At 58.8% G+C, this 19,220-nt stretch carries 16 protein-coding genes and 1 tRNA gene; 6 read left to right on the forward strand and 11 right to left on the reverse strand.

Annotation, left to right across the window (positions count from 1 at the left end; all coding sequences use genetic code 11):
• Positions 1–1,004: 1,004 nt before the first annotated feature.
• Positions 1,005–1,080, reverse strand: a tRNA-Trp gene (locus tag AC2FIT_RS20080).
• A gap of 142 nt (positions 1,081–1,222) precedes the next feature.
• On the opposite strand from AC2FIT_RS20080, the gene AC2FIT_RS20085 reads away from it, so the two are divergent.
• Positions 1,223–1,930 carry a lysophospholipid acyltransferase family protein gene (locus AC2FIT_RS20085; protein WP_496831883.1) on the forward strand — a complete coding sequence of 236 codons (708 nt, stop codon included), beginning with the start codon at positions 1,223–1,225 and terminating at the stop codon, positions 1,928–1,930.
• Here the strand turns inward: AC2FIT_RS20085 and AC2FIT_RS20090 are convergent.
• The 5 genes from AC2FIT_RS20090 to AC2FIT_RS20110 form a co-directional block, all read right to left on the reverse strand.
• Positions 1,927–2,172, reverse strand: a complete 246-nt coding sequence (locus tag AC2FIT_RS20090) for a MoaD/ThiS family protein (protein WP_068339341.1) — start codon at positions 2,170–2,172, stop codon at positions 1,927–1,929. The two genes, AC2FIT_RS20085 and AC2FIT_RS20090, sit on opposite strands and share 4 nt — an antisense overlap.
• A complete protein-coding gene (locus tag AC2FIT_RS20095) occupies positions 2,165–4,423 on the reverse strand; it encodes a xanthine dehydrogenase family protein molybdopterin-binding subunit (RefSeq protein WP_496831885.1) in 2,259 nt (752 codons plus the stop codon). The genes AC2FIT_RS20090 and AC2FIT_RS20095 overlap by 8 nt, the downstream gene beginning before the upstream one ends.
• Positions 4,423–4,902, reverse strand: a complete 480-nt coding sequence (locus AC2FIT_RS20100; protein WP_224891702.1) for a (2Fe-2S)-binding protein — start codon at positions 4,900–4,902, stop codon at positions 4,423–4,425. Before AC2FIT_RS20100 ends, AC2FIT_RS20095 begins: the two co-directional genes overlap by 1 nt.
• Entirely contained in the window at positions 4,899–5,765 is an 867-nt protein-coding gene (locus AC2FIT_RS20105; RefSeq protein WP_496831887.1) for an FAD binding domain-containing protein, read from the reverse strand. The genes AC2FIT_RS20100 and AC2FIT_RS20105 overlap by 4 nt, the downstream gene beginning before the upstream one ends.
• Positions 5,766–5,891: 126 nt before the next feature.
• On the reverse strand, positions 5,892–9,104 hold the full coding sequence (locus AC2FIT_RS20110) for a reductive dehalogenase (protein ID WP_496831889.1): 3,213 nt from the start codon (positions 9,102–9,104) through the stop codon (positions 5,892–5,894).
• 76 nt (positions 9,105–9,180) lie between these two features.
• Here AC2FIT_RS20110 and AC2FIT_RS20115 point away from each other — a divergent pair, with 76 nt between their 5' ends.
• Positions 9,181–10,083: a LysR family transcriptional regulator gene (locus AC2FIT_RS20115; protein ID WP_496831891.1), complete on the forward strand. Its 903-nt coding sequence runs from the start codon at positions 9,181–9,183 to the stop codon at positions 10,081–10,083.
• Positions 10,084–10,095: 12 nt separating this feature from the next.
• Here the strand turns inward: AC2FIT_RS20115 and AC2FIT_RS20120 are convergent, their stop codons facing one another.
• From AC2FIT_RS20120 to AC2FIT_RS20130, 3 genes are read right to left on the reverse strand one after another with little or no spacing between them, the layout of a single operon-like run.
• Positions 10,096–11,367 (reverse strand): NAD(P)/FAD-dependent oxidoreductase, encoded by a 1,272-nt coding sequence (locus tag AC2FIT_RS20120; protein WP_496831893.1) that lies wholly within the window; start codon positions 11,365–11,367, stop codon positions 10,096–10,098.
• A gap of 39 nt (positions 11,368–11,406) precedes the next feature.
• Positions 11,407–12,441: an ACP S-malonyltransferase gene (locus AC2FIT_RS20125; RefSeq protein ID WP_496831894.1), complete on the reverse strand. Its 1,035-nt coding sequence runs from the start codon at positions 12,439–12,441 to the stop codon at positions 11,407–11,409.
• A complete protein-coding gene (locus AC2FIT_RS20130) occupies positions 12,438–14,630 on the reverse strand; it encodes a dehydrogenase E1 component subunit alpha/beta (protein WP_496831896.1) in 2,193 nt (730 codons plus the stop codon). The genes AC2FIT_RS20125 and AC2FIT_RS20130 overlap by 4 nt, the downstream gene beginning before the upstream one ends.
• Before the next feature lie 161 nt (positions 14,631–14,791).
• On the opposite strand from AC2FIT_RS20130, the gene AC2FIT_RS20135 reads away from it, so the two are divergent.
• A complete protein-coding gene (locus AC2FIT_RS20135; protein WP_496831898.1) occupies positions 14,792–15,691 on the forward strand; it encodes a LysR substrate-binding domain-containing protein in 900 nt (299 codons plus the stop codon).
• A gap of 160 nt (positions 15,692–15,851) precedes the next feature.
• Here the strand turns inward: AC2FIT_RS20135 and AC2FIT_RS20140 are convergent, their stop codons facing one another.
• Together AC2FIT_RS20140 and AC2FIT_RS20145 are read right to left on the reverse strand one after the other, a co-directional pair.
• Entirely contained in the window at positions 15,852–17,009 is a 1,158-nt protein-coding gene (locus tag AC2FIT_RS20140) for an acyl-CoA dehydrogenase family protein (protein WP_496831900.1), read from the reverse strand.
• 109 nt (positions 17,010–17,118) lie between these two features.
• Positions 17,119–17,682: a TetR/AcrR family transcriptional regulator gene (locus AC2FIT_RS20145; protein WP_496831901.1), complete on the reverse strand. Its 564-nt coding sequence runs from the start codon at positions 17,680–17,682 to the stop codon at positions 17,119–17,121.
• Positions 17,683–17,939: 257 nt separating this feature from the next.
• Between AC2FIT_RS20145 and AC2FIT_RS20150 the strand changes: the two genes are divergently transcribed.
• From AC2FIT_RS20150 to AC2FIT_RS20160, 3 genes are read left to right on the forward strand one after another with little or no spacing between them, the layout of a single operon-like run.
• On the forward strand, positions 17,940–18,350 hold the full coding sequence (locus AC2FIT_RS20150; protein ID WP_496831903.1) for a DUF1348 family protein: 411 nt from the start codon (positions 17,940–17,942) through the stop codon (positions 18,348–18,350).
• 11 nt (positions 18,351–18,361) lie between these two features.
• Positions 18,362–18,982: a pyridoxamine 5'-phosphate oxidase family protein gene (locus AC2FIT_RS20155; protein ID WP_068339377.1), complete on the forward strand. Its 621-nt coding sequence runs from the start codon at positions 18,362–18,364 to the stop codon at positions 18,980–18,982.
• A gap of 50 nt (positions 18,983–19,032) precedes the next feature.
• Positions 19,033–19,194 carry a hypothetical protein gene (locus AC2FIT_RS20160; protein ID WP_496831905.1) on the forward strand — a complete coding sequence of 54 codons (162 nt, stop codon included), beginning with the start codon at positions 19,033–19,035 and terminating at the stop codon, positions 19,192–19,194.
• The last annotated feature ends 26 nt before the right edge of the window (positions 19,195–19,220 follow it).

Genomic DNA, 19,220 nt, shown 5'->3' on the forward strand with positions numbered 1-19,220 from the left:
TAACCCGTCTGTGGGTGCTCAAATAATAGGGGAACGAAATGCCAGGACCGGAACCGGGAACAGTCTGGATAGAGGAAGACAACGGATCTTATAGAGCGATGTTTGAAAGCTACTTCTGGACCGGGAATGTCGGAAACAGGCAGAAGCGGGCTATAGCCATGCTTACACGCGTCAAGCGGGGCACGTGGGCTTGCCAATGGTGTGGTGACGAACTGCCCGACTTTCGCAGGACAGATGCACAATATTGCTCTGAGGGGTGCAGGAAGCGCGCAGCACGGGAACGTAGGAATGCACGAATAGAAATGGATCGACGCCGAGCATTGCAAGGAAGGTGGTGGCGAATACGGCATCTAAAAGTAGCGTAAAGTAGTTAGCGGAAAATGGGCAGATTTAGGAAGTATCAACCGTTTTCGGAGGCGGTCTATGTAGCAACGAAATCGACCGCCAGTTGTGGGAGATTGACGAAAACCTGATGCGGTCGGAGCTGACGCCGACGCAGATGGCTGAGCATGTAGCTAAGCGTAAAGAGTTTTGGGAGGAGCGGTCAGTTTCCCGACAACCTGTCGCGAAACCTAAGGGCGGCAGGCCGCGAGAGTTTGCGTCTGGGACGGCAGAGGTGGCGGGTGTCGATATCGGAGCGCTCACATGGCGTTATTGATGACAATCACCACATGCTGATCCAAGAGGACGCAACGCGACTTCTGGGGTATATGAACATTTAAGCCCTAGAAACTACCAGATGCTAGCAACCGGTCCACATTAGGCCGGTTGTTTTGCTTTTGGACCTCATTCCCGATATCACAGAAAGAAACGGGCTTTTTGCCACTTTCTGCCGGTTGTCGGTGAGAGACGCAGGAAGCTACCAAATAAGAGATTCGGACAAAACCTGTTATTCAGTCCAGTACTTTGATCAGTTCTACACACTTTTTTGGAAAAACGCACAAAAAAACGCACAAAATTATCTGCGCTGGCGCCTCGAATTCAATCTAAGTGATTGATTTTATTGGCAGGGGCAGCAGGGTTCGAACCCGCGACCTACGGTTTTGGAGACCGTCGCTCTACCAACTGAGCTATACCCCTAAGATGCGCCTCAGATATGCCAGCCGCGCGGCGGACTCAAGAGGCTTTTTCAGATTCTGCCCGACTTCTGCATGTGACAAACAAGTTGCGCCGCCCGTTGAGTTCTATAAGACACGGTTCGGTCAGTACGAGGGACCAATCTGTGAGTATCCGCAAAAAGATCGCCGACAGCGAAGCCGTTCTGAACTGGGCCGCGCGCCGGATTGCGGGCTATATCCGGCTGGTCAACCGCAACACCACCTGGCAGCGTATCGGCTACGAAGACCTGGACCAGCTTGTCGAACAGGGCAAACCGGTCATCGTGGTGCTGTGGCATCAGCGGCTGGCGCAGTCGCCCTATTTCTTTCCGCTGGATAAAGGGCGCATCTGCTCGATCACCTCATCCGCGCGGGCGGGCAGTATGGTGGGGCGGGTGCAGAAACTGTTCGGCATGGACACGATTGCCATGGCCAGCAAACACAAAAGCAATGTTGCTGTGTCGCGCCAAGTTCTGGGCAAGATGAAAGAGGGGATCTCCATCGGTATTGCCGCCGACGGACCACGCGGACCTGAACGGGTACTGTCCACGGTGCCCCTGGTCTGGGCGCGCGCCTCGGGCAAACGCATCTTCGGGATCACTTTTTCCGCGCAGCATGCCAAAGAAGCCGGGACATGGGACCGTCTGCTGTTGCCGCGCCCGTGGCGGAACAAGGGTGTTTTTCTGTGCCGGGAATGGACGGAAACCGTACCGCGTAAGGCCTCGGACGAGCAAATCGAAGAACTGCGTCTCAGCCTTGAGCAGCATATGAACGACATCACCGCCGAAGCCGACCGTATGGTTGGCCGCGAGCCGTGGTCGCCAAAGGCTTAGCCGCCTCGCAGCCGCTGCATGAGATAGACTTCGCTGCCTTCGGGGATGGTTTCCGTCAGCCCGCTGGCAATAACACGCCCATCAATCGCTATCGAGACGCCCGCATCAATCGGCCCTTGCAGTTGCGGATGCGCCCTTACCAGTTCGCGAAGCAACTCTCCGGTGGTTTTGGCCTCAACCTCCACCACCTGCTGGCCCCCGGTCAAAGACCGGAGACCGGACCAGAGGTGGACCTCAACCATTATTGTCCTTGAGCGCGGCCAGAATGCGTGGCGGCGACATCGGCAATTGCTTCATCCGGACGCCCGCCGCGTTGGACACCGCATTGGCGATAGCGGCCAAGGGTGGCACGATGCCCGTCTCACCCACGCCCCGCACACCAAACGGATGGCCGGGGTTCGGCACTTCGACGATAACCGTATCGATCATCGGCAGGTCACTTGCGACCGGGATGCGATAGTCAAGGAAGATCGAGTTCTGCAGTCGGCCGTCCTCGCCATAGATATATTCCTCGTTCAGCGCCCAGCCGATGCCTTGCGCGGCACCACCCTGAAACTGACCCTCGACATAGGTCGGGTGAATCGCCTTACCTGCATCCTGAATCACCGTGTAGCGCGTGATCGAGGTTTTGCCGGTTTCCGGATCAACCTCAGCATCCACGATATGGGTGCCAAAGGACACGCCCGCACCTTCCGGGGTGGCCTCAAAATGGCCCGAGATCGGACCCCCGGTGCGGCCCATATCGGCCGTAATATCCGACAGCGGCATCGGATCGAAATCGCCTGCGTTGGGGCCAGAAGGCACCGCGCAGCCATTTTCCCACTTCACCGCTTCAACCGGAATATCCCACTTGGCTGCCGCGCGTTCGCACAGTTTCTCGACCGCGTGTTTCGCGGCCTTGATCGTCGCCAGGCCCGACGCGTAAGTCACGCGTGAGCCGTGCGAGACATCGTTGTAGCCCAGCGTCGCTGTGTCTGCGATGGTGACGCGGATGTTTTCATAGGGAATGCCCAACACCTCAGCCGCCATCAGCGCCATAGAGGCGCGCGAACCGCCAATATCAGGCGTGCCGACCATCAACTGAGCCGAGCCATCCTCGGACAGTGCCAGTGAAACAGATGTCTCACCACCATGGTTGAACCAGAACCCGCACGAGATTCCGCGCCCCTGCCCCGGTTTCAGCGGTGCCGTGTAATGGGGATGCGCCTTCGCGGCCTCAAGCGTTTCAACCAAGCCGATCCGCTCATAACGCGGGCCATAGCTGGCCTTTGTACCCTCATGAGCCGCGTTTTTCAGGCGGACGTCAACGGGGTCAAGGCCCAGCTTCTTGCAAAGCTCATCAAGCACGGATTCCACTGCGAACGCCCCCATCGGCGCGCCGGGTGCCCGGTATGCGGCCTGTTTTGGGCGGTTCGACATGACGTCATAGCCAATCTGCTTGACGTTGGTCAGGTTGTAAGGCGCAAATGCACACATCGCGGTCATGTCACCCGGCGCACCCGGGAACGCCCCGCCCTGAAGGCGGAACACGCCCTGAGCCGCCGAGATGGTGCCGTCCTTCTTCATGCCGATTTTGACATCCATCGACGCAGACGCGGTCGGGCCGGTTGCCCGGAAGACTTCGGACCGGGTCATGACGATCTTGACCGGCCGGTTGGCCTTGCGGCTGAGCGCCAGCGCGACAGGCTCGATAAACACGGTTGTCTTGCCGCCGAAGCCACCGCCAATTTCCGAGGCCGTCACACGCAGTTGCGACGTCTCGATCCCCAGCAATGCAGCGCAGGTTTTTTGCGCAATCCAATGACCTTGGGTGGTGCACCACAGCTCCCCCTTGCCATCATTGCCCAGCATGCCGAGACAGGCGTGTGGTTCGATGTAGCCTTGGTGGGTCGCCTCAGTGACAAAGCTGTCTTCGATGATCAGGTCAGCCTCGGCAAAGCCCGCCTCAACATCACCGTGGCCGCTTTCGTGATAGCGAACGACGTTTGGGTGCATCCCTTTGGGGACGGAGTAATCTGCCGCACCTTCGCGGATCACCGGCGCATCGGGGGCCATCGCCTTGTCAACATCCGTGACGTGAGGCAGGACCTCATATTCAACCTCAATCAGCTTTAGCGCATCACGCGCCGCCAGCGCAGAGGATGCCGCCACAGCCGCCACCGCGTGCCCGTCATACAGCGCCTTTTCGCCCGCCATGACGTTTTCCAGAACATTCCAGAACTCACCTTCCAAACCGGGTTTGAATGGCACGTCAGCGAAATCTGCCCGGGTGACGACGGCTTTGACGTCCTTATGCGCCTCAGCTTTCGATGTGTCGATCTTTACAATCCGCGCATGTGCATGGGGGGAACGCAGGATCGCGCCGTGCAACATACCGGGTGCGGACATATCCGCCCCGAACTTGGCGCGGCCTGTAACCTTGTCCAGCCCGTCAGGACGGTCGGGACGGGTGCCAACGAATGTGAATTCGGATTTGCGATCGTCGAGTGCCATTACGAAGCCTCCCGCAGTTCTTCCGCCGTTTCCATCACGGCGCGAATGATCTTGTCATAACCGGTACAGCGGCAAAGGTTTCCCGCCAGCCAGTACCGGGTTTCTTCCTCGGTCGGGTTGGGATTCTTTTCCAACAGCGATTTTGCCGCAACGAGAATACCCGGCGTGCAGATACCGCATTGAAGCGCGGCATGTTCGATGAACTTCTTCTGTAGCGGATGCAGGATGTCGCCGTCCGCAATACCCTCGACGGTTTCGATACTCTTGCCGTCCGCTTCGACTCCCAGCACCAGGCAGGAACAGACCAGACGACCGTCGACAGTGACCGAGCAGGCACCACAGTCGCCGGTGCCGCATCCTTCTTTCGCGCCAGTCAGGTTCAGCTTGTCGCGCAGGCAGTCCAACAGGGTTTCGCGCGGATCGCACAGGAATTCGACCGCGTCTCCGTTGACGGTGGTGGATACGTGGAGCTTGCTCATGCTTGTTCTCCCTTGGCGCGGGCATAGGCGATTTTCGCTGCGCGCTTGGCCAGAACGCCAGCGACCTCGGTGCGGAATGCGATCGTGCCGCGCTTGTCATCTATCGGATTGCAGGCGGCAGAGGCCGCAGCGGCCAGCGCATCCAGCGCGGCGTCATCCAATGTGCTGCCGACGATGGCCTTGGCGCAGTCTTCGACCAGCAGAACGGTCGGCGCGACCGCCCCCAACGACACGCGGGCTTCGGTGACTATGTCCCCGTCCAAGCGCAGGTTCACAGCAACACCAACGACGGCGATGTCCATCTCGGTCCGCGGGATGAAGCGTAGATAGGCGTCGCCGCCATTCTCGCCCCGCGCGGGGATATTGATGGCTGAGATCACCTCACCCTTTGCCAGTGACGTTTTGCCAGGGCCGGTTGGAATGTCTTCTACGGCCACCTCACGGTCGCCGCTCGGCCCGGTCACCGTGACAGTCACGCCTGCCGCAATCATTGCGGGCACCGAATCCGCCGCCGGAGAGCCATTGCACAGGTTGCCGGTCAGCGTAGCCCGTCCCTGCACCTGGGTCGATCCGATCAGATCCATCGCTTCGACCACACCGGGCCAGTCACGGGCAAGATCGGCATGCTCGGTCATCTCGGCACCGGTGGCGGCAACACCCAGAGTCCAACTGCCATCAGCGTTGCGGGTGATGTCGTGTACACCGTCAATTTTCTTGATGTCGATCAGCGTATCAGGCGTCACAACGTCCGAGCGCAGCTGCACCAGAACATCTGTGCCGCCCGCCAGAAACCGTGTGATGCCCGTCGCGTTCGCGGCCAGAGCCGACGCCTCGGCAAAGCTGGCTGGGCTGTGATAGTTCATGAATTTCCTCGCACCTGTTAATCAGGGTTCACTGGGTCCAGGGGGACGTTAGAGCAGCAAGCTACCGGCGTCCATGGCAGGAACGACCAAATTTTGCGTTACAGAATGTCGTTTCCAAACCTTGCGTCAAAGGTCAAGCTCGATCACGCCACCCGGCTTTGCTGCACGGCTCTGACACAGGATAACTGCGCTTTCGCGTTGCTTGTTGGACAGAACAAAATCGCGGTGTTCGATTTCACCGGATAACACACCGCATTTGCACACACCGCAAATACCGTCTGCGCATTTTACATCCACGTGAATACCTGCATCGTTCAAGACCTGTGCCGCATCTTTGTCGGCAGGCACCTTCAATTCCCGGCCCGATTTCGCCAGTTTCAGAGTAAACGGATGGTTTTCATAATCCGGCTGTTCCGGAACCGAGAAATACTCCAGATGTCGCGCGTCCTCGGGGAAGCCCTGCCGGCCTGCAGCCTGCATCACACCGTCCATGTAACGGTCCGGGCCGCAGGTATAAACGTGCCAACCCGCCCGGTAGCCCGACAGGATTTGATCCAGATCGGCCCGTGTCCCCTCGTCCGAGACGTGAAAGTGCACGCGATCTGCCCATGGCATCGCGGCCAGATCGTCCAGATAGCCAGCGCTGGCGCGGGTGCTGGCGGAATAGTGCAACTCGAATTCTTTTCCCAAACTGTGCAAACGGTGAGCGAAGGCGATCATGGGGGTGATGCCGATTCCACCGCCCATCAGGAAGGTCTTGGTGGCCGTCTCATCCAACTCGAAATGGTTGATGGGTTTCGAAATGAAAACCTTGCGCCCTTCGGTGAAAATCCGGTGCAGCAACGCTGAGCCTCCACGCCCTTCATCCTCGCGCAGGACGCCGATCTGATAAACGGACGGATTAGACGGATCGCCGGACATGGAATATTGCCGCAGGAATTCCGGGGCAACCAGCACGTCCAGATGTGCGCCTGCGGTCCAGATGGGCAAGGGCGCGCCATCCAGGGCCGAAAATTCGTATTTGGTCACATCCGTTGTCATCTTGTCGACCTTGGAAATGGCAACCCTCATTACTGGCGCGTCCCCGGCGATGTTATAGCGGTGGATGACCGACAAATCCCCGGCTGCCTTACGGGCTTTGTACTCCTCGGCTGTCACCATCGCCTGATACGCGGCAATACCGGCCTCGCGGTCCATGGCAAATGGATAGGGCCAAGGGTGTGGCGCCAGATAGGCAGGATACACGGCCAGTGTCTGGTCATCGTATTTCAGATGCAGATCCTTTTGCAGGTCACGCCGGTTCAGCGGGTGGGTTGTCGGGCAGTATGACCCGTCTGGCTGAAGCTCGATATCCCACCACCATTTCTTAGTGTCGTTCAGCCCACCGTTCCCAACGGCATCGTCCAGCCGCGCCAAGGCAGGTGCAGCCTGCGGAATGTGCATGGCCGCCCAGCGGAAGGGACGTTCCTTGAAGATGCCCTCAAGGTTCCAGGGGCATGTCTTCATGCACCGGCCACACATCGCCCCACCCGGCGTGGTCACACGGTACGTCGCGCATTTCTGGCTATCGGACTTCCAGATTTCATAGCCGTTGAACATAAGCTTCGGCCCGGCAGTGATCGCCCCCGAAGGACATTCCCGCGCGCACTTGTTGCAGCTTTCGCAAAAGCTTTGCAAACCAAAGTCAATCGGCTTGTCGTGCGCCATTGGCATATCGGTCGTGACCGCACCGGATTTCAGGCGCGGGCCAAGATAGGGGTTCAGAATGACCTCTCCGATCCGGCTGACCTCACCCAACCCAGACAGCAGTAGCAAGGGCGGTTGCAACACCTCTCCGTCCATCACGGTATGAGCTTTGGCCTTGTACCCAAGGTTGCGGATCTGCTGCGCGATCACCCCACCCAGAAGCGAGAACCGCAGATAGGCGCGCATGGATTGGGCGACGCTGATCCAGTCGTCGCCGCTGGCACCCTCCATCGTTTCATAACCCTGGTCGATGATCATGCTGATGGCCTGATCATGGGGAGGGATGATCTCTTCCCCTGTCGCATCGTGGGAATACCACGCCCAGTCGGGGCAACGGCTGAGACCCACGGCGTCGACGCCCAGGAAATAGGTTGCTGCCTTGATATTCGCCGCGTTGCGTACGGCGTCAGACGGGCGCGAGGCCTCCGCACTCTCTCCGTCCTGCAACAGAACAAACGCGCCCAGCGCGCGGCGCTGTGCAAAACTGGGGGCAGCCTTGCGTACGTAATACCCGCCCTTGGCGGCGTTCTGCAAAGGCTTGCCCATGTCACCGAACTGCGCGCGGGCGAACATATCCGCGCGCTTGGGGACGCGCGCAACATTTTCTTCGTCGATATAGGTCGTTGGCCTGTCAACACGCTTGAGCTTTTCGAACGGGTGCGCCCCATCCACATAGCGCCGCTTGGCATAGGGATCGCGGTTCAGCGCGTTCTTGGCAAAGCCTGCCCCCACCCACCACGCCGGCCCCTGCGTGCGAAACCATGGCTGTTGCGCCATGGGACACAAAGGTTGATCATGCGCAATTTCCATCTCGGTCGTCACTGCGGCCAGTCCGAACCGTTTGCCCAGCCACGGGGCGACGATGTCGTCACCCTCGACCGAGGCGAGACCTGCGGCCACAGCCAGCCGACCCAGATCAACTTCGGACGACATCACCGTGTGCGCCCGCGCGTCAAAGCCCAGCAAGCGGACATAATTTGCGATCACCACCGCATTCTCAGCGGCCAGCAAACAGGCACGGTGATCCTGCGCGTCCATGATCCATTCGGCTCCGAGCTCGTCCGGATCTGGGTCACGGTTGTGTTCGTACAAGAAGACGATGGCATGCTTATGTGCGTCCATCGGCCTGGGCGCGGCTTCCATGCTTTCCTTCAGGTCGGCCATGATCAGATCGATCCCCGAAGCCAGCGTCTTGGTCTGCCGCGTTTTCAACGCATGGGCCAGACGGTCGATATCGGGGTTGCGGCGCGGTTCTGACAACAAGACCTGGGGCGGCAGCGGGCCGCACCCCATCATGGACGCATCGTTGAAGTAGCCAAACGCCTTGAGGTGATTGGAGCGCTCGGACGGGTCTTGCGGAATTTCCGAGACAACTGGGTTCACGAACCCATCGCGGATCGTGTCCAGCATCGCCTGAAACTCACCCATCGCGTTGACGATGCTATGCGGCTGATCCGGTCGATGAAAACTAAGCTCTGGCATGGCACGCACTTGTGACAGGTCTGGTATGTGGGCCTGTCGCGCCAACCGCTCTAACGGATACTGGCCCATATGGACCGGCCGGTTCTTATCCGAGAAAAAGCGGACCCCCATCACGTGCCTCCTGCTTGCTGAATGTCACTTAATGCGCCATGAACAGTAAATCCACTCATGAATAGTCATAGACGGTATGAGTAAAACTGATTTCACTGACTTGGACGGCAAGGTCCTGCGCACATTCCTGATCATTCTTCAGGAAAGCTCGGTTTCAAAAGCCGCCGACCGGCTTGGCGTGACGCAATCGGCGATCAGCCACACGCTGGCCAAGTTGCGCCGGGTGCTGGGTGATCCCCTGTTTGTACGTTCGGGTCACGGGTTGATGCCAACCGAGCGCGCCTTGTCGCTGAAAGAGCCAGTACAGATTGTGTTGGACGGGATGCGGGGCCTGACCGATGACCGCCCGTTCGACCCGCTGGCAGAAGAAATCAACATCCAGATCGCAGCCAACGACATGCCGCGCGAGTTGATCTTTCCATCGCTGTTGCAATCGACTCGCCGCGAAGGTGTGCGGCTGCGATTGGGCTTCATTCCGTCGGGTGTTCCCCATGCGGACCTGCTGCGCAATGACCGGTGCCAGTTGATGTTGACCCCGCTGCCGCCAGACGGGCCGGATATTTTTCAGAAACGCGTTCTGATCAGTCCACTCATGATCTATTACGACGCCGATCAGCGCAGCCCGCCCGACAGTTGGTGCGCCTATTGTCAGGCAGATCATGTCGAGGTGCGTTTTGTCGACGGGCGCAGTTCCCGCGCGGTCATGCGCGGTGTGGATCAAAGCCAGATCAGGTCACCCACCGTCATTCTTCCTCATTTCAACGCCATCCCATCATTTGTGAAAGGCAGCGACCTGATCTCAACCGACACGGCGCTTATGAAACGCGGGCCGCTGTCGGCGCTGGATTGTGCCCCACTGCCGTTCGAATGTGAGCCCGTTGCGATCTACATGGTGTGGCATCAGCGCTCAGCCAATGATCCGGCTCATCGCTGGTTGCGCAATCGGATCGAGGCTATCGCGGGCACGCTTCAAGAGTGAACGCGCGGGTGGTCAGAAGCGCGTTTTGACAAAATGCATCAATGTGGCACCCGCTTCGAAATAGGCACGGCGCAGGCCGGTCAAGTTTTCGCGATATTCTGATGTCACAGGCACGGGCAGTTTGGACAGGTCGTTTTGCAACAGGCTTTCGGCCATCAATCGGCCAAACACGGTGCCGGGCGCAATCCCGCGACCAGAATAGCCGTGCACCGACAAAGCACTGGGACCAATTTGCGTTATCTTGGGGATGTGGTCCAAGGTCATGGCAATCCGCCCGTGCCAGCCCTCAGTCAGCGGCCGCGCTGCAAGCTGCGGATAGAGCTCGGCAAGTTTGCGCCTGATCCATGCCCTATGCACAGAACGGCCTGCATGCCCCAGATCGCCCATGGCTCCGATTATCAAGCGTCCTTCGGCATCCAGACGGAAAGAGGTCATGATCAGCCCGGTGTCCCAACACCCCTCACCCCCCGGCAAGATGCCCGCGCGCATTTCTTCCGGCAGAGGAGAGGTTGCGAATTGGAAATAGTAAACTGGCACGTAGTCCGGGGATGAGGCCGCAAGACCCTGATGATACGCGTTGGTGGCCTGGATCACGGATTTGGCGCGGACTGTACCCCGCTGTGTTTTAAGCGTCCAAATCCCTTGGTCGAATTGCATGGTTTCCACGGGGCAGTTGGAAACAATTTGCGCCCCTGCCCCAGCAGCGGCACGGGCCAGACCACGGACGTAGCCAAGCGGTTGGATCGTACCGGCGCGTGGATCGAACAACGCTCCGTGGAATGCTGCGCTGCCGGTGCGTCGCGCCGCCTGTGGCGCCGACAGGAGTTCAACCGGTGCGCCGGTCGCACTGAGTTGCGCGTGGCGCTTCTGCAAGTCACGCAGCCCTGAAGCGGAATGTGCAAGGTTCAGTGTCCCGTTGCGCACGGGCGCGCAGTCGATGCCGTTTTGTTCGATCAGGTCAAAGACCCCTGCCGGAGCCGCTGCCAAAAGGGCGATCAGACGATCCCCGGCTTCATCACCCAGACGCGCTCGAATTTCAGCAGGCGGTAGCCAGAGCCCCGCGTTCACCAATCCGACATTTCGACCTGACCCACCATGGCCGATACCCTGCGCCTCAAGCAAGCACACTGATGCCCCTGAGCGCGCCGCCGTCAATGCCGCAGAACACCCGGTGTAGCCGCCGCCGATCACGGCCAGGTCAACCGTCATATCATCGGTCAGGGGGTGGCTTTCCACATGCTCTCGGCAGGTTTTCAACCACAGGGATTGGTCGTGGTCAGGCACGCTGAACTCCTTGAATTTGCGCGGATCATCAGGGCTGGTTCAGCCGGTGACAAGTACCCTTTGATCCTCGCGCCCCATCGATATCAGGAAGGGCTCTGCCTCTTGCAGCGCCTGAAAAGCCGGTTTGTCGGACATCCCGCGCCAATCAGCCAGAACCAGAGACTGCGCCACCGCCCCGCCCAAAGTCGCGCCGGGGCCGGTGACGATGAACAGGTCTGGCGCAAACTCGCGCGCGGCCGTCTGAACGGCGCGCGTAAAGTCATATGTTTCGGTCACTTGATGACCCAGCGTATAGTCCCATAGAGCCCCCATATCCGTCGCGCCCGGCCACCAGATTTTGCCGCGCCCGTCGATCAGCGGAAGGTCAGGCTGACCAAACATATCGGGGCTCAGCTGCGATCGGCCTTTTGCCGCAACCGGTGTCTGCAATGAGGTGTGGAATGCGGCGTGGTTGGCAAGCCGCATGGGAAAGCGATCTTGCACCGTGGGGTGGGCGGCCTCAAAGGCTTTCAGTCCCGCCTCGTTCCCGGCCAGCACGAGCATCCCGCCCAGATCAATGGAAAGGGCCAGATCGCACCCATCAGTTGCGTTTATATCCGCCACATTTTCCAGAAGTTCGGCCTTTCGGGTGGCATCCGCCTGCCAGGTGTCGCCAACGAACGGATAAACCAATTGCCCGCCGATTAACTGCTCTTGCATCAGCGTTCCCATTGTATTCACAACACGAAACCCGTCCGACGGGGGCAAGGCACCACCCGCCGCCAACGCGATGTACCACCCCATCGAATTGCCAGTGACAGCGACCACCTCGATATCATCGCCCAGCGCCTGCGCATCCGCCAGCGATGCCGCAAAGATTAGGGGTGAGGCCACATCCCCGCGGGAATACTTGCTCACCGTGTAACGATCCGCAGCGTCAAGCGCGGTCACGGTTTCTTGCCCTGCCTCGGCGCGAATGGCGTCGAAGCTGTGGAACAGGTCCATCCGTTGCACGTGATGGCGGTGCAGGTAGCCAAGTTCGGGCTTGTTGTAAGTGCCCCGACCGGGACAGATGACGACGGCAGTGCGGGTCATGCGCGGCCTCCGGTCAGCTTGAGCGCGGCAGCAACGATGCCGTCCTTGGAGGGCAACGGGGCGGCATAGGCCGGGCCGGTGGCGATAAAACTATCCTCGGCCACGACACGCGCGATGGGGGTCGATGGGTTTTCTTCCGTAAAGAAGGTCATCAGCGCCTCGGACTGACTGCCGGTTCGTCGGCATTCATCGACGATCAGAACATGCGCGCAGGGCTTAATGGCCGCACGCAGAGCATCAACCGGCAACGGCGCAAGCCAGCGCAGGTCGATAATACGGGCTTTTATACCGGCCGCTTCCAGTTCAGGCAGCGCCTGCTTGGACAAGTAATGCCCGTTGCCATAGGTCACGATGGCCAGATCGGTACCGTCTGCGTGCACGCCAACCTCGCCCAACGCTATACGTTGATCCGCCGAGGGATAGGTCGTCATCCATCCACCATCCTGCGCATCATGTAGGTCGCGCATTGGATAAAGGGCAATGGGTTCCAGAAACACCACAACCCGCTGCTCCTCACGTGCCAGCCGCACGCATTCACGCAGCATCCGGGCGGCGTCCGCGCCGGTCGATGGGCAAGCGATGACCACACCGGGAATGTCACGCAGCACGGCCAGAGAGTTGTCATTGTGGAAATGCCCGCCGAACCCCTTCTGATAGCCCAGCCCGGCAATCCGCAGCACCATCGGGTTGGTGAACTGCCCGTTCGAGAAAAACGGCAAGGTCGCGGCCTCGCCCCGGATCTGATCTTCGGCATTGTGCAGATAGGCAAGGAATTGGATTTCGGGGATCGGGATGAACCCGTTGTGACCCATGCCAATCGCCAGACCCAGAATGGACTGCTCATCCAGCAGTGTGTCGATCACCCGGTCCGGGCCGAACCGCTGTTGCAGTTTCTGGGTTACACCATAAACACCGCCCTTGCGACCAACGTCTTCGCCCATGCAGACAATCTCTTGGTGTTCCAGCATCAGATCGGTCAGAGCCCAGTTGATGAGGCGGCTCATGGGTTGTGGGTCGTCCATCGCGCGCATGTCTCCGCCGAAAGCCTTTGCACGCGCCTCAGGACTTGGGCCGTTGGTCGGTTTACAGGCGCGTTTTGGTGGGATCAGGCTTTCCATCACCTCGGCGGCATTGGCCAGATGCGGGCGTTTTGCTGCCTGCGCCGCAACACGATCGGTGCGTGCACAAGTATCCTCGTAGATTTTCAGCGCCCGCTCAGCCGACAGCGCGCCTGCTTGATCCAGAAGGCGGACCGAGTGCAGCAGTGGATCATTGTTCTCATCGGCCTCGACCTCCGCCTTGGAAAGATAGGTGGTCGGAACATCCGCGCCAGCATGGCCGTAAAGCCGTACGGTTTTCAGGTGCAGGAACGCGGGCTTTCGGCGCGTCCGCACATATTCGGACGCCTCACGCGCAACGGCATAGGTTTCATAGATGTCCAGCCCGTTGGCCTGAAAGTACTTTATCCCCGGTCGATGCTCCATCGATGCCTGTATCCAGCCTTTCGGGGTTTTGACCGAGATACCGATCCCGTTATCTTCACACACGAACAGCAGGGGTAACGGTGTCGACTGCACACTGGTCCAACCGGCGGTGTTGATCGCCCCTTGGGCCGTCGAATGGTTGGCCGATGCGTCCCCAAAAGAACAGATCGCAATCCCATCCTCGGGCAACTCCCGATGCTCGGGATCATGCCGCCGGGCCGCACCGAGGCTATAGGCCGCGCCGACAGCCTTCGGCAGATGACTGGCGATGGTCGAAGTCTGCGGTGGGATCATCAACGCTTTGGACCCCAACACCTTGTGCCGTCCGCCCGAGGTCGGGTCTTCTTTCGAGCATGCGAAACTCAGCAGCATGTCCCAGGCAATCTGCTGGCCGGACACCTGTTCGGCCCGGGCGATCTGGAACGCAGCGTCCCGGTAGTGAAGAAATGCTATGTCCGTGGGGCGCAGCGCATGCGCGACCGCGGCCATCCCCTCATGCCCGGATGAGCCGATCGTGTAAAACCCCTGGCCCGCTTTTTGCATTGCGCGGCTGGTACGATCCAATGCCCGGCTGAGGACCTGAGATCGATAAAGCGATACCGCATCGGGGTTGGTCAGACCCGGCCTTGGGGCAGCTCCGCCCGGGAAATCGCGTTTTGCGACACGGGTCAGGAAGTTTTCGTGAACGATCTGAGCGCGATCCATGGCCTGTCCCCCGGTCTACTACGGCATGAGTGCGGCAATTCTATCTTGGATACCGCCTGCATTCTCAGCCGGCCACCCAAAAGAAAAACCTGTGTTTGTATCGGGCTGGCACCCAGCAATTTCCAGTGATATTCCATTCGAAAGGTATGAGGATTCATCATATGATTGCCCCCCGTCGGTTTCTGCCTTCGATCCCCTCTTTGCTCGCCCTTGAGGCGGTCGACCGCCTTGGCAGCGCCTCAGCCGCCGCCGAAGAGCTGTCGCTGACACAAAGCGCGATCAGCCGGCAACTCAAGTCGATGGAAGAACAGTTGGGCGTGGATCTGATCCAGCGCAGCCAGATGCGTCTGCATCTGACCCCGGCAGCGAAGGAATATGTACAAGTCGCCCGGACTGCTCTGAACCAGCTGGCGCAGGCGTCACTGAAACTCAAGGCCAACCCGACCGGCGGGTCCTTGAACCTGTCGATCCTGCCCGCATTTGGCATGCATTGGCTTGCCCCGCGTCTTCAGGATTTCGCCCGCCGCCACCCCGAAGTTACCGTGAACCTGAACACAAGACTTCGACCTTTCGATTTTGAATCTGAGCGTTTCGACGCCGCGATTCACTTTGGTCAACGGGACTGGGCCGGGGTAAACTACCTACCGATAATGCGCGAAGATGTGCTGCCGGTCTGCTCACCCGAACTGTTGCCCGATGACGCGGATGACATCGACTGGCTGACCACCGCCCCTCTGCTGCACCTTGAGACACGCCCGGACGCCTGGGAAAGATGGTTTGCCGCGCAGGGCCGCATGGTGAGCGGAATACATGGCATGTTGTTCGATCAATTCTCGACCATGGGGCAAGCCACCATCCACGGGCTGGGCGTAGCGCTGCTGCCCAGCTACCTGATCGAGGCCGATCTTGCAGCAGGACGGCTCGTTCCCGCATGGCATGGTCCGGGCGTCAGTCTTGGGAATTTCTATCTTGTCTGGCCGCAATCCCGCGCAGAATCCGAACCGCTCCGCTCTTTCCGCACGTGGCTGCAAGGCCAAATTGAAAAGGCCTTGGTCTCGTAAATCAAAGATCGCCTAAAACACTGCGCGGCCTTCGGCCTTGCGTCCTGCGGACGGCAGGCGGGCCAGGCAGGCGCGGGCTTTGCCCGCGCCTGCCTGGCCCAACGGGAGGAGATGTTTCGCAAGAAACAGTGACGACGGGCGGGAGCATCACCCGGCTTAATCACGCATCCAGGGATCTGGCGATAAGCTCTTTCATGATTTCGTTCGTACCGCCGTAGATCATCTGAACGCGCGCATCCGCATAGAGGCGAGCAATCGGGTATTCCATCATGTAGCCATAGCCACCAAAGAGCTGAAGGCATTCATGCATGATCTCATTCTGCACCTCCGACCCCCAGTATTTCACCATCGACGCCGTCGCTGCATCAAGCACTCCGGCCTCAAGCCGCGCGATGCAATCATTGACAAAGCTGCGCAGGACCTCTGCCTTGGTTTTGCATTCTGCCAGTTTGAACCGGGTGTTCTGGAAATCCATCACCCGCTGCCCGAACGCTTTGCGCTCTTGCGTGTACTTCACCGTCTCGGCAATTGCGAAATCAATCGCACCCAGCGCGCCGATGCCTATGGTCAGACGTTCCCAGGGCAATTGGCTCATCATCTGATAAAAGCCCTGACCCTCCTCCGCGCCCAGCAGATGGGTCATCGGAACCTTCACGTCCTCAAAGAAAAGCTCGGCGGTGTCATTGGCTTTCATGCCAAGTTTCTTCAGGTTACGCCCCCTGCGGAAACCCTTGGCACCTTCGGTTTCGACGGCGATCAGCGAAACACCCTTGGAACCCAGCGTCTTGTCGGTCTTGCAGGCCACAAGGATCAAATCCGCGGATTGTCCATTGGTAATGAAAATCTTGGACCCGTTTAAACGGTACGAGTTGCCATCCTTGTCAGCAGTTGTACGAATGGCCTGTACATCCGAACCGGTTCCGGGCTCGGTCATGGCCAGCGCACCGACCATCTCACCTGACGCGAGTTTCGGCAGCCATTTTGCCTTTTGATCCTCGCTGCCGTAGGAGTTGATGTAATGTACGACTATGGACTGGATCGCGTATCCCCAGCCCGAGTCGCCGTGAGAAGACTGCGCATACATCGTGACAGCATCAAAACCGATTCCGCCGCCTACACCACCATAGGCTTCGGGAATCGCACCGGCCATCAGGCCCATATCACCGGCCTTGCGCCACATGTCGCGGTCCACCGCTCCGTTCTCGATCCAGCGGTCGATATTGGGAACCAGTTCATCTTCCATGAATCGGTCTGCCATTTCGGTGAACATACGGTGTTCGTCGGTCACCCAACTTGCGGTCGCGGTAAACAGCGTCATACGGCTTTCTCCCCAAAATCTTGTTGCGGTCAAATTAGCGTTGAAGGCGGCGCAATCCAATCCAACCAACGCCCGGAAACGCAACGTTCTTTCAGAGATATTAGCCGGTTCAGGCCAGGGCGGCGTTCAGCAAAACCTCAGCAGCGGCCTTGGCATGCTGCGCCGGTTCATAGGACTTCAGAAAAACCGCCGTCACAATTGCGCCTTCCTGCAACAAAAAAATTTGGCAGGCCAGGTCGTCCGGGTCGCGCGCCCCGGTCTTGCGCGCCAGGTCCGTCAAATAATTCAGAATAATTTTCTTATGCTCAGCCGATTGTTTGTGGATCGGATGAGTCACATCCTGAAACTCTGCTCCGGCCTTAATGAACATACATCCGCGATATTCTTTCTCGTGGAACCACTCGTTCAACGCGTCGAAACTGGCAAGCAATTGACCGGCAGGCGTGTCCGCAAGCTCATTCATACGGCGGAAGAGGTTTTCGCAAAAATCTTCATCGCGCAGTTTTAGAACCGCGAGAATCAGGTCCTCTTTGGTGCGGAAGTGCTTGTACATCGAGGTTTTGGACACACCCGTTTCAACCACAAGTTTATCCATGCCGGTGGCGTGAAAGCCGTACCGGTAAAAAACCTTCAAAGCCTTCCTGACCAGTTCATCACGTTTGTTTGGGCGCATTTACGGGCTCCTGAGTGTACAGATCAGTACATAATAGACTAGGGCCGTTTAGACAACCTTCAAGGGAACACGGAAATACATCCAAATAAGACTTGCAAAGGTTTACCGATCTGTACATATTAATACCAGGATGTACCGATCTGTTAACCTTGGAGCGATCAGATGAGACGACATGCCAGCCTTTTCTCCCCTCAATACGTCCCCTTTCTGCTGACAGTCGCCATGATTGCCGCCGCACTCACATAAAAGACCACAGGATGACTCGCCCCCCTCTCCCCCCCTCCACGTGGGACGGTGCCATGCAAAGGGTTCGCATGGCAGCAACCGCGTGGAACGGCCGCGATGCGGATGTGGTGACACCGGATGTTACGGACAACAGTGAACTGGGAAACCGGACCGAATTCCTAAGCGTGCACAAGGCCGCCCAAGCCCTTTTGCCCCGCGTGTGGAACACGGAACAAGACGACCGGTTGATCAAGGAACTGTGGGACAATTCCGGTAACCGCATCGCGGCACGTATTCTTTACGAGTTGCCCGGCAAAAACGGACAGTGGTTTAGGCCTTGCGGCGATGAAGACTGCGAACTTGCCGCGGATGACAACCTATACCACTGGCCGCAAGGTCCCCGTCCCGAAGATCATCCCAGCTTTCATGCGCTGGGTCACTAAAAGGAAACTACATGCCGCGCGCTTTCTCGGAACTCACCTTCACTCCCGCCGTCCGGGCGCATCAGGAAAGGATGGGTTCGGCCAGAACCTACGCAAAGTTCATCGAGGGCGGCCCGCAACAGGGTCATCAGATCGGTGCAGCAGAAAAGGCATTTATCGAAGCGCGCGACGGGTTTTACCAGTCCACCGTTTCTGAAACGGGTTGGCCGTATGTCCAGTATCGCGGCGGGCCGGTCGGGTTTCTCAAAGTTCTGGGTCCGCAGACAATCGGGTACGCTGATCTTTCGGGAAACAAACAATATATCTCGCGCGGGAATCTTGACGGCAATGACCGCATTGCCCTGATCCTGATGGATTATGCCAACCAGCAGCGCCTCAAGATTCTTGGGCGCGTGGAATTCACCGAAGGCGAAGCTGCGGCGACCAGCCTCTACCCCGAGGGGGCTGAAACCCCCGCCGAACGCGCTGCTATCATCCGGGTCGAAGCCTTGGATTGGAACTGCCCGCGCCACATCACCCCCCGGTTTACCGAAGACGAACTGCGCCCTCACCTGAACGCGCTTGGACAGCAACTGCAACAGCTTCAGGCCGAGAACGAAAAACTAAAGCAACAACTGGCACAACGGTCCTGACCCCATCACGCCTTCGGGAAACGGCAACAACAGACAAAAGGAGCCTCTTCATGCTGCGTTCTGCGATAAATGTCGCCAGCCTCTTTCTGATTGGATCGTTGCTGACGGTGGCTGCCTTGATGGTTGCATTCTTTGCCTCACCCGAAGCGGTGCGCACATCGCCGCCCATTCTGTATGACTCACTGTTGCTCGACCAACTGACACAGAATTAATCCGCAACCAAATTTGACAGAAAACT

This window comes from Ruegeria sp. YTSA135, assembly GCF_059610165.1.

Bases quoted from the DNA above. Each gene is read 5' to 3' on its own strand.
- AC2FIT_RS20090 (WP_068339341.1), bottom strand. From the start codon at position 2,172: ATGGTTGAGGTCCACCTCTGGTCCGGTCTCCGGTCTTTGACCGGGGGC.
- AC2FIT_RS20095 (WP_496831885.1), bottom strand. From the start codon at position 4,423: ATGGCACTCGACGATCGCAAATCCGAATTCACATTCGTTGGCACCCGT.
- AC2FIT_RS20100 (WP_224891702.1), bottom strand. From the start codon at position 4,902: ATGAGCAAGCTCCACGTATCCACCACCGTCAACGGAGACGCGGTCGAA.
- AC2FIT_RS20105 (WP_496831887.1), bottom strand. From the start codon at position 5,765: ATGAACTATCACAGCCCAGCCAGCTTTGCCGAGGCGTCGGCTCTGGCC.
- AC2FIT_RS20110 (WP_496831889.1), bottom strand. From the start codon at position 9,104: ATGGGGGTCCGCTTTTTCTCGGATAAGAACCGGCCGGTCCATATGGGC.
- AC2FIT_RS20115 (WP_496831891.1), top strand. From the start codon at position 9,181: ATGAGTAAAACTGATTTCACTGACTTGGACGGCAAGGTCCTGCGCACA.
- AC2FIT_RS20125 (WP_496831894.1), bottom strand. From the start codon at position 12,441: ATGACCCGCACTGCCGTCGTCATCTGTCCCGGTCGGGGCACTTACAAC.
- AC2FIT_RS20130 (WP_496831896.1), bottom strand. From the start codon at position 14,630: ATGGATCGCGCTCAGATCGTTCACGAAAACTTCCTGACCCGTGTCGCA.
- AC2FIT_RS20135 (WP_496831898.1), top strand. From the start codon at position 14,792: ATGATTGCCCCCCGTCGGTTTCTGCCTTCGATCCCCTCTTTGCTCGCC.
- AC2FIT_RS20140 (WP_496831900.1), bottom strand. From the start codon at position 17,009: ATGACGCTGTTTACCGCGACCGCAAGTTGGGTGACCGACGAACACCGT.
- AC2FIT_RS20145 (WP_496831901.1), bottom strand. From the start codon at position 17,682: ATGCGCCCAAACAAACGTGATGAACTGGTCAGGAAGGCTTTGAAGGTT.
- AC2FIT_RS20150 (WP_496831903.1), top strand. From the start codon at position 17,940: ATGACTCGCCCCCCTCTCCCCCCCTCCACGTGGGACGGTGCCATGCAA.
- AC2FIT_RS20155 (WP_068339377.1), top strand. From the start codon at position 18,362: ATGCCGCGCGCTTTCTCGGAACTCACCTTCACTCCCGCCGTCCGGGCG.
- AC2FIT_RS20160 (WP_496831905.1), top strand. From the start codon at position 19,033: ATGCTGCGTTCTGCGATAAATGTCGCCAGCCTCTTTCTGATTGGATCG.